The 7,110-nt window shown below is 61.9% G+C and carries 4 protein-coding genes; all 4 read left to right on the forward strand.

Annotated features, from left to right (window positions below):
* The first annotated feature begins 148 nt into the window (after positions 1-148).
* Entirely contained in the window at positions 149-1,075 is a 927-nt protein-coding gene (locus tag LJE63_16315) for a peptidoglycan DD-metalloendopeptidase family protein (protein ID MCG6908168.1), read from the forward strand.
* A 287-nt stretch (positions 1,076-1,362) separates the two neighbouring features.
* The gene (gene secA / locus LJE63_16320) at positions 1,363-3,885 is read left to right on the forward strand and encodes a preprotein translocase subunit SecA (protein ID MCG6908169.1); all 2,523 of its coding nucleotides are present in this window, start codon (positions 1,363-1,365) and stop codon (positions 3,883-3,885) included.
* Positions 3,886-4,269: 384 nt separating this feature from the next.
* Positions 4,270-5,034 (forward strand): enoyl-CoA hydratase/isomerase family protein, encoded by a 765-nt coding sequence (locus LJE63_16325; protein ID MCG6908170.1) that lies wholly within the window; start codon positions 4,270-4,272, stop codon positions 5,032-5,034.
* A gap of 389 nt (positions 5,035-5,423) precedes the next feature.
* On the forward strand, positions 5,424-7,110 hold a 1,687-nt coding region (locus tag LJE63_16330; protein MCG6908171.1), incomplete at its 3' end, for a CoA-binding protein.

Here is a 7,110-nt window from a genome sequence, read left to right on the forward strand (position 1 = left end):
GCCCAAAGAACCGCACCATTGCTGCGCTGCGCCGATTTGAGCCGTTTGGGACCTTGACATCATTTCCGTGCCTGTGATACAAAATCCTACCTTCGTTTGAAATTCCCGCCGCCGCCGGTGGACGCCTAACCGATCCAGGCAAATGCTTATGAAACCGAAATTCACGGTGTTTGTCCTCAGCGACAGCGGCACGCCTGTCACCCGCAAAAGCCTCTCCCGCCGCGCTCTTTACCTCCTGGCCGCGACGGCCGCCGTTGTGATCCTGGCCTCGGTGGCGATTTTCTGCGACTACCTTCGTTTGCGGAGCGGTTTGATCGCCGCCCACCGGGATGCGGCCCAGATCGCCCGCCAGAAAGAGGAGATTCATCATCAGCGCCGCCAGATCCAACGCTTCGCCGCCGACATCAACCACCTAAAAAACCGGGTGGCGGCGTTGGACGTGCTGGAACAGGAGATCCGGGCGGCGGCCAATCTAAGCGAAGACGGCGATCAGGAAGGCATCTTCGGGGTGGGCGGACCGCCGCCGGATGACCTGGACACCGAGTTGGCCCTGGCCGAGCGGCACAACAGCCTCATGCGCGATATGCACGCCCAGGTCAGCGTTTTGAAGAGGGCCGCCGGCCAAAAGCAGCAGGACCTGGAAACACTCTTGAGCGGGGTGGAGGCCCAGCGCAACCTGCTGGCCCGTACCCCCACCATCCTGCCCGCCAAGGGGTGGATCTCCTCCCGCTTCGGATACCGCAAGTCCCCGTTCGGCGGCCGCCGCGAGTTTCACAAGGGAGTTGACATTGCAGCCAAAAACCGGTCACCCGTGGTGGCCACCGCCGATGGCGTCGTCACGTTCTCCGGCGCCAAGGCGGCCTACGGCAAAACCATCGTCATCGATCACGGCCACGGCATCGTCACCAGCTACGCCCATCTGTCCAAAACCCTGGTCAAAGCGGGGCGGCATGTCAAACGGGGCGACACGGTCGGCCTGGTGGGCAGCACCGGCCGCAGCACCGGCCCCCATCTACACTATGAAGTCCGCCTCAACGGCATGCCGGTCAATCCCCAGAAGTACGTCCTTCGCTGAAATGCCCGCCCCATCGCCGCTTTTTTTCGACTGCCGGCCCGGACTTTCCCAGGCCCCCCTTCGCTGGGTTGCTTTCCCCCATTTTCCGCGTTTTTTCGTTTACCACCCGTCGGTTCTGCCGGCGGGCAAAGATCCTGATGTTAGCCAGCAGCCGGGGGGTGGCGATAAGTGTTGGCCCTGACGGTGCCGAATATGCCAGATACGCCTTTCATTTTGCCCGAATCGTACTATAACGAGCCCATTCGAAAACGGGTAGGAAATCCCACAGGAGGGGAAAAAGATATATGATGATGAATTTTCTGACCAAGATTTTTGGCAGCAAGAACGAGCGTGAGCTCAAAAAACTGCAGCCGCTCGTCGAGCAAACCAATGCGCTCGAGCCCGACATCCAGAAATTAAGCGACGATCAGCTGCGACACCAGACCGTGCTCTTCCGCGAGCGGCTGGGCCGCGGCGAACCCATGGATGATCTCCTACCGGAAGCCTTTGCGACGGTCCGCGAGGCCTCCCGGCGGGTGCTGAAAATGCGGCATTTCGATGTGCAGCTGATCGGCGGCATGGTCCTGCACCAGGGCCGGATTGCGGAAATGAAGACCGGTGAAGGCAAAACCCTGGTGGCCACCCTGCCGGCCTATCTCAATGCGCTGGGCGGCAAGGGGGTTCACGTGGTCACGGTCAACGACTACCTGGCCCGCCGGGACACCGAGTGGATGGGGCAGGTTTACCGGTTTTTGGGGCTTTCCGTGGGAACCATCCTGCACGGCCTGACCGACGCCGAGCGCAAGGTGGGCTACGGCGCCGACATCACCTACGGCACCAACAACGAGTTCGGCTTCGATTACCTGCGGGACAATATGAAGTTCAACATCGAGGCCGTGGTGCAGCCCGAACTCAACTACGCCATCGTCGACGAGGTGGACAGCATCCTGATCGACGAGGCGCGGACCCCGCTGATCATCTCCGGTCCGGCGGAAAAATCCACCCGCCTGTACTACGACGTCAACGCCATCATCCCGCGGCTGGTGAGGGATAAGGACTACACCATCGATGAAAAGGCCCGCGCCTCGACCCTCACCGAGGAGGGGGTCGCCAAGGCCGAAAAGCTCCTCCAGGTGGACAACCTCTTCGACCCCAAGAACATCGAGCTGCTGCACCACATCAACCAGGCCCTCAAGGCCCACAGCCTGTTCAAGCGCGACGTGGACTATATCGTCAAAAACGGCGAGGTGATCATCGTTGACGAGTTCACCGGGCGCCTCATGCCGGGCCGGCGCTACAGCGAGGGGCTGCACCAGGCGCTGGAGGCCAAGGAAAACGTCCGGATCGAAAACGAAAACCAGACCCTGGCGACCGTCACCTTCCAGAACTACTTCCGGATGTACGCCAAGCTGGCCGGCATGACCGGCACGGCCGACACCGAGGCCGCCGAGTTCAAGAAGATCTACAACCTGGATGTCAGCGTCATCCCCACCAACAAGCCCATGATCCGCAAAGACTACTCGGACATGATCTACAAGACCAAGCGCGAGAAATTCGAAGCGGTCATCGAAGAGATCCAGGAGTTGCACAAGAAAGGGCAGCCCGCCCTGGTGGGCACGATTTCAATCGACGTTTCCGAGGACCTCAGTCAAAAGCTCAAGAAACGCGGCATCCCCCACACCGTGCTGAACGCCAAGAACCACGAGGGCGAAGCCGAGATCGTCGCCCAGGCCGGGCAGCGGGGGGCGGTGACGATCTCCACCAACATGGCCGGTCGCGGGACCGACATCGTGCTGGGCGAAGGGGTCACCGAACTGGGCGGACTGCACATCATCGGCACCGAGCGCCACGAAAGCCGGCGCATCGACAACCAGCTGCGCGGCCGCGCCGGGCGGCAGGGGGACCCGGGCTCCTCGCGTTTTTACCTGGCCCTGGAAGACGATTTGCTGCGGATATTCGGCGGCGAGCGGATCACCGGGATCATGGAAAAGCTCGGGATGGAGGACGGCGAGCCCATCGAAAACGCCCTGATCACGCGCTCCATCGAAAGCGCCCAGGCCAAGGTCGAGGCCCACAACTTTGAAATCCGTAAACAGCTGCTGGAATACGACGACGTCATGAACCAGCAGCGCGAGGTCATCTACCAGCAGCGCCGGGAGGCCCTGCGCGGCGAGGACCTCCAGGGCGACATCGAGGAGATGATCTACGAGAAGGCCGATGCCATGGCCGAGCTCTTCGCCGACGAGCACAAGCTGCCCGAGGACTGGGACTGGAAGGGGCTGCGTGCTGCGGTCTTCCAGCAGTTCAATTTAAATCTGCCGGAGCTCGACGCCGACACCCTGGACGGCCTGACCGCCGAGGGGCTCTCGGAGCTGATCGCCGAGGAATGCCTGCGGGTCTACCGCGAGAAGGAGGCCGCCATCGGGGAGGCGGACTTCCGGCAGTTGGAGCGGATCGTGATGCTGCAGGTGGTGGACAATCTCTGGAAGGACCACCTGCTCAGCATGGACCACCTCAAGGAGGGGATCGGCCTGCGGGGCTACGCCCAGCAGAACCCGTTGATCGTCTACAAGAAGGAAGGCTTCGAGATGTTCAACGAGATGATCTCGCGGGTCAAGGAGGAAACCCTCGGGCTGCTTTTCCGGGTGCAGATCGCCGAGCCCGAAAGGATCCAGGAAATGCGCAAGCCCAAGCCCCAGGCCACGGTACTTTCCCACGGGGATGCCGCCGCCCCCAAGAAGCCGGTGCAGCGCAAGAGCCAGAAGGTCGGCCGCAACGATCCCTGCCCCTGCGGGAGCGGCAAAAAATATAAAAAATGCTGCGGCCGGTAATCAGGAATTTAAACACTGAATGCCTCTGTTGTTACGTTTTTGAAGATGAAAGCTGTATTTCCATGGATTCATGCAGCCGGCGGTTTATGACCCATCGTCCCGGGCCGAGCATCGCAGCAGCCGGCGGGCCCTGTGGAACTCGCTTACGCTCAGACAGCCACAGGGCCCGCCGGCTGCGAGAAGCGCAGGGCAGCCCGAAGGGCCCCGGGGCGCGGGCGGTTTCTTTTGGTTCGTTTTCTTGTCCGCACAAGAAAATGAACAAGGAAAAAAGGGAATGGTAAATCCCGGTCTTTTCCCGGGATATCCGTCAAAATGCATTTCTGCAAAAACACCCTACCACGGGGTGAAATTCTTTTTGCGGCGCTATAAAAATTAGGAGGGAAAATGCCGTTCGAATGCATCATCTTCGAAAAGGAGGGGGGCATCGCCACCATCAAGCTCAACCGCCCCAAGGTCCTCAACGCCATGAACAAACAGATGTGGGTGGAGATCCAGGCGGCGCTGGCCGACGTCAAGGCCGACCCCCAGACCGGTTCCGTGATCTTCACCGGGGAGGGGCGGGCCTTTTCAACCGGTGCGGACCTCAAGGAGTCCAAGACCCGCAGCCCTGAAGACTACCGCGACTACCTGGTGGCCTTGCAGGAGGCCTCGCGCCAGATCATCCGCTTCGAAAAGCCCACCATTGCCGCCATCAACGGCTACGCCCTGGGCTCGGGCTACGAGCTGGCCCTGGCTTGCGACCTGCGGCTGGCCGCCGAGGACGCCCAGATCGGCTCCCCCGAGGCCCGGGTCACCTCCTCGGTCACCGGCGGCGCCATGCGGCTGGTCCAGGACCTGATCGGGCCGGCCAAGGCCCGGGAGCTGCTCTTCACTGCCGAATACATCGACGGCCGCGAGGCCGAACGCATCGGGCTGGTGAACCGCGCCGTTCCTGCGGAGGAGTTGATGGCCGCCGCGCGCCAGCTGGCCGCCAAGATCTGCACCAATTCCTCTTTTTCCATGAAAATGATCAAGAAGGGGCTTCTCATGGCCCAGGACGGCGTCAGTCTCGAGGCCCTGATGGACTTCGAGGTGGAGGCCTGCCTGGCGTGCGTCTCCACCAAGGAGCGCCAGGCATCACTAGCGGCCTTTGCGGAGCGCAAAAAATGACAGTTCCGCAGAAAGGCCAATTTCTGCGTTGCGCTGCATCTCGAAGTCGCTGCGGCGTACAGTAGTACGCCTCACTCCTCGAGATTTGCGCGCCTTGAACTTGACCTTTCTGCGAAACTGTCTGGCTTTTGACTGTTTACCGCGTCATCAAAAAACGACAGTTCACCAAAATGGCCAATTTCTGCGTTGCGCTGCATCTCGAAGTCGCTGCGGCCTACAGTAGTGCGCCTCACGCCGCTGAGATTTGCGCGCCGCAACTTGACATTTCTGCGAAACTGTCTGGGTTTTGATTTGCCGGTTCATCAAAAAATATTGGCCCGCCGGCCATGGTCAGGACCGGGCGTGCGCCCCGATGACATTCACCCCCAAATCCCTGCAGGAAGGACGACATGACGCTTGAACCCATTCTCAACGCCGACTCGGTCGCCATCATCGGCGCGTCGCGCAATGAAACCAAAAGAGGCTACCAGGCCATTCGCACCCTGCTCGACGAGAAGTTCGAAGGTTCGATTTATCCCGTCAACCCCAAAGAGTCCTCGGTCCTCGGGCTGCATTGCTACGCCAAGGTCACCGACATTGAGGGCCCGGTGGACATCGCCCTGGTCACCACCCCGGGGCGCTCCATCCCCGCCGTGCTGGAGGAATGCGGCCAAAAGGGGGTCAAGGGCGCGGTCATCATCGCCGGCGGGTTCGGCGAAAGCGGCGAGGCCGGCCGCAAGCTGGAGGCGGCGATGATGGCCGTCGCGCGCCAGTACGGCATCCGCCTGATCGGGCCGAACACCTCGGGGATGCTCAACCTCAAGAAAAACCTCAATCTGGTGGGGCTGCGGGAGGCCCCCAAGGGCGACATCGCGCTGCTCGCCCAGTCCGGCAACATGGCCCTGACGCTCATCACGGAGGCCAAAATCAAGAGCCTGCGGGGGTTTTCCTACTACGTGGGGGTGGGCAACGAGGCGGACATCAAGTTTCACGAGTACCTCGAGTTTTTTCGGCAGGACCCCGACACCAAGGCCATCCTGATGTACGTCGAGGGGATGCGCGACGGCCGCCGGTTTCTCCAACAGGCCTACAAAACCACCCAGGAAAAGCCCATCGTGCTGCTCAAGAGCGGGCGCTCGAGCACCGGCAAGCTCTCGGCCGGGTCCCACACCGGTGCGCTGGCGGGCATCTCCGAGGTGGCCAAAACGGCCTTCGGCCGCGCCGGCATCATTGTGATCGAAAATTCCGACGAGCTTTTCCCGGCCGTCGAGTCCCTCTCCAGTCTGCCGCCCCTGAAAAACAACCACGTGGCGATCCTGGCCGACGGCGGCGGGCATGCCACCATCGCCGCCGACCTGCTCTCGGACATGGGTATCGGGATTCCCAAACTCACCGAAAAAACCCAGGAGCGGCTGAGAGCCATCCTGCCGGCGGCCGCCTCCCTGCGCAACCCGGTGGACGTGGCCGGCGGCACCGACGCCGACCCGACCATCTTCGCCGACTGCGCCGAGGTGCTGCTAAAAGACCCCAATATCGGCGGGCTGCTGATCGTCGGGCTGTTTGGCGGCTACGGCATCCGCTTTGCCGCGTCGCTGTCCCTCAAGGAAGAGGATGCGGCCCACCGCATGGGCAAGATGGTCGCCAAGGGCAAAAAACCCATCGTTCTTCACAGCCTCTACAGCTCCGAGAAACCCCATTCGCTGCACCTGCTGCGTTATTACGGGATCCCGGTCTACGACTCCCTGGATGTGGCCTGCAAATGCGTGGGGGTCCTGGCGCAGTATGGCAACTACCTCAAAAGCTATCACGCCAAGTCCAATTTCGTGCTGAACTGGGGGGCCAAGGCCAAGGCCGAAGGCAGCCGTCTGATCGCGGCCGCACGCGCGGAGAAGCGGACCTATCTGCTGGAGCCGGAAGCCAAGGCGCTGCTGCGGCTGCACGATGTGCCGGTGCCTGCCGAGGGGCTCGCCCGCAGCGCCGAGGAGGCGGTGGAACTGGCCGCCGGCTTTGGCGGCAAGGCGGTTTTAAAGATCGTGTCACCCGACATCCTGCACAAAAGCGATGCCGGGGGGGTGCGGGTCAACCTGGAAGGCCCCG

The sequence above is a fragment of the Desulfobacteraceae bacterium genome (genome assembly GCA_022340425.1).
GTDB lineage: Bacteria > Desulfobacterota > Desulfobacteria > Desulfobacterales > JAABRJ01 > JAABRJ01.